The sequence below is a fragment of the Micromonospora sonchi genome, assembly GCF_014646235.1.
GTDB lineage: Bacteria > Actinomycetota > Actinomycetes > Mycobacteriales > Micromonosporaceae > Micromonospora > Micromonospora sonchi.
Genome location: NZ_BMNB01000071.1, coordinates 1 through 2,472 on the forward strand (window position 1 = coordinate 1; position 2,472 = coordinate 2,472).

Sequence of the window (2,472 nt, forward strand, 5' to 3'; positions counted from 1 at the left end):
ATGTTCGAGCGGTTCACCGACCGAGCGCGACGGGTTGTCGTCCTGGCCCAGGAAGAGGCCCGGATGCTCAACCACAACTACATCGGTACGGAACACATTTTGTTGGGCCTGATCCATGAGGGTGAGGGCGTTGCTGCGAAGGCTCTGGAGAGCCTGGGGATCTCCTTGGAGGGCGTCCGCCAGCAGGTGGAGGAGATCATCGGCCAGGGCCAGCAGGCGCCGAGCGGGCATATTCCGTTCACGCCGCGGGCCAAGAAGGTGCTGGAGTTGTCGCTGCGTGAGGCTCTTCAGCTCGGCCACAACTACATCGGTACGGAGCACATCCTGTTGGGTCTGATCCGTGAGGGCGAGGGCGTCGCCGCCCAGGTGCTGGTCAAGCTCGGCGCCGACCTGAACCGGGTTCGCCAGCAGGTGATCCAGCTGCTTTCCGGCTACCAGGGCAAGGAGCCGGCGGCTGCCGGCACCGCGCCGGGTGAGGCCGCGCCGTCGACCAGCCTGGTGCTGGATCAGTTCGGGCGGAACCTGACCCAGGCGGCCCGGGAGGGCAAGCTCGACCCGGTCATCGGGCGGGAGAAGGAGATCGAGCGGGTGATGCAGGTGCTCTCCCGCCGGACGAAGAACAACCCGGTCCTGATCGGTGAGCCCGGCGTCGGTAAGACCGCCGTGGTGGAGGGGCTGTCCCAGAAGATCATCAAGGGCGAGGTGCCCGAGACGCTGAAGGACAAGCAGCTCTACACGCTCGACCTGGGCGCGCTGGTGGCCGGTTCCCGCTACCGGGGTGACTTCGAGGAGCGCCTGAAGAAGGTGCTCAAGGAGATCCGCACCCGGGGCGACATCATCCTGTTCATCGACGAGATCCACACCCTGGTGGGTGCGGGTGCCGCCGAGGGCGCGATCGACGCGGCGAGCATCCTCAAGCCGATGCTGGCGCGCGGCGAGTTGCAGACCATCGGCGCGACCACGCTGGATGAGTACCGCAAGCACCTGGAGAAGGACGCGGCGTTGGAGCGCCGGTTCCAGCCGATCCAGGTGGGTGAGCCGTCGCTGGCGCACACTATCGAGATACTGAAGGGCCTGCGGGACCGGTACGAGGCGCACCACCGCGTTTCGATCACGGATGCAGCTCTGGTTGCTGCCGCGACTCTGGCCGACCGGTACATCTCCGATCGGTTCCTGCCGGACAAGGCGATCGACCTGATCGACGAGGCCGGCGCTCGGATGCGGATTCGTCGGATGACCGCGCCGCCGGACCTGCGTGACTTCGACGAGCGCATCGCCCAGGTGCGCCGTGACAAGGAGTCCGCGATCGACGCGCAGGACTTCGAGCGTGCCGCGCAGCTGCGCGACAAGGAGAAGCAGCTGCTGGGCCAGAAGGCGCAGCGGGAGAAGGAGTGGAAGGCCGGTGACCTGGACGTCGTCAGCGAGGTCGATGACGAGCAGATCGCTGAGGTGCTGGGCAACTGGACGGGTATCCCGGTCTACAAGCTGACCGAGGAGGAGACGTCGCGTCTGCTGCGGATGGAGGACGAGCTGCACAAGCGCGTCATCGGCCAGGAGGACGCGGTCAAGGCGGTCTCGAGGGCGATCCGGCGCACCCGGGCCGGCCTGAAGGACCCGAAGCGCCCGTCGGGCTCGTTCATCTTCGCCGGCCCGTCCGGCGTGGGTAAGACCGAGCTCTCCAAGGCGCTCGCCGAGTTCCTGTTCGGCAGCGAGGACGCCCTCATCCAGCTGGACATGTCCGAGTTCCACGACCGGTACACGGTCTCCCGGCTGGTCGGTGCGCCTCCTGGCTACGTCGGCTACGACGAGGGCGGGCAGCTGACCGAGAAGGTGCGGCGTCGGCCGTTCTCGGTGGTCCTGTTCGACGAGATCGAGAAGGCCCACCCGGACGTGTTCAACACGCTGCTGCAGATCCTGGAGGACGGTCGGCTCACCGATGGTCAGGGCCGGATCGTGGACTTCAAGAACACGGTCATCATCCTGACCACCAACCTCGGTACCCGGGACGTGGCCAAGGCGGTCTCGTTGGGCTTCCAGGCGTCGGAGGACTCCGAGTCCAACTACGACCGGATGAAGCAGAAGGTCAACGACGAGCTGAAGCAGCACTTCCGGCCCGAGTTCCTGAACCGGATCGACGACACCATCGTCTTCCACCAGCTGCGTCAGAACGAGATCCTGTCGATCGTCGACATCATGATCGCCCGGATCGAGACGCAGCTGCGCAACAAGGACATGGGCCTGGAGTTGACCGACAACGCCAAGAAGTACCTGGCGCTCAAGGGCTTCGACCCGGTGCTGGGCGCACGTCCGCTGCGTCGCACGATCCAGCGCGACATCGAGGACAACCTCTCCGAGCGGATCCTGTTCAACGAGCTGACCCCGGGTCAGATCGTCGTGGTGGACTGCGAGGGCGACCCGAACGACATCGACAAGTCCAAGCTCGTCTTCCATGGCTCCGAGCGGCCGGTCGAG

At 65.9% G+C, this 2,472-nt stretch carries 1 protein-coding gene; it reads left to right on the forward strand.

Features of this window, described 5'->3' with window-relative positions:
• Positions 1 to 2,472: ATP-dependent Clp protease ATP-binding subunit (locus IEY61_RS30755; RefSeq protein WP_229706645.1), on the forward strand; the 2,472-nt coding region annotated here is incomplete at its 3' end.